We start from the raw sequence: 628 nt of genomic DNA, 5'->3' as shown, positions 1-628 counted from the left end.
CCGGCATCAACACCACCGTTGCGATCGGGTTGATCTCGGCCATTGGCGATATCGCTCGCTTTCGTTCGCCGCAGAAACTGGTCAGCTACTTTGGCCTCAATCCTTCGGTCTACCAATCCGGCTTGCAGCCAGCAAAGCACGGACACATCAGCAAGCGCGGACGTTCCTATGCGCGTGCCATGCTGGTCGACGCTGCCTGGGCCGCAGCCCAAACGGCCGGCCCCGTCCGAGCCTTCTTCCTTCGTATCCGGGATCGTCGCGGTCAGCAGATCGCGGCTGTTGCCACGGCACGCAAGGTGGCGATCATCGTGTGGCACGTCCTCACGCGTAACGAAGCCTTCGCCTGGGATCGCCCGGCGCTGACTGCGCGCAAGACCCGTGAGCTGGAACTGCAGGCAGGCATGCCTGCGCGTCGCGGTAGCCGCAAGGGGTCTGCCGCCGCCTACAATCTGAAGTCCGTCCGGGATCTGGAGCGTGCGGCAGGCGAACAAGCTGAGCACGCTTACCAACGGCTGTTCTCGCGCTGGAAGCAAGCGCGACCGCAGGCAAGTGCGGTACGCGCTCCGTGGCCACCAATACGGACGCCATAAACGAGCGAAAGCACACCACGCGCTTGTCAACTTCATCC

General features: G+C 63.5%; 1 protein-coding gene. It reads left to right on the top strand.

All coding sequences use genetic code 11. The features are described from left to right. Positions 1 to 590, top strand: a 590-nt coding sequence (locus MKD50_RS30565) for a transposase (RefSeq protein WP_252669787.1), incomplete at its 5' end; no start/stop codon positions are given. Between the last annotated feature and the right edge of the window lie 38 nt (positions 591 to 628).

The organism is Cupriavidus mimosae (assembly GCF_023952485.1).
Taxonomy (GTDB): Bacteria; Pseudomonadota; Gammaproteobacteria; order Burkholderiales; family Burkholderiaceae; genus Cupriavidus; species Cupriavidus taiwanensis_C.
This window is presented reverse-complemented; position numbering and strand designations above follow the sequence as displayed.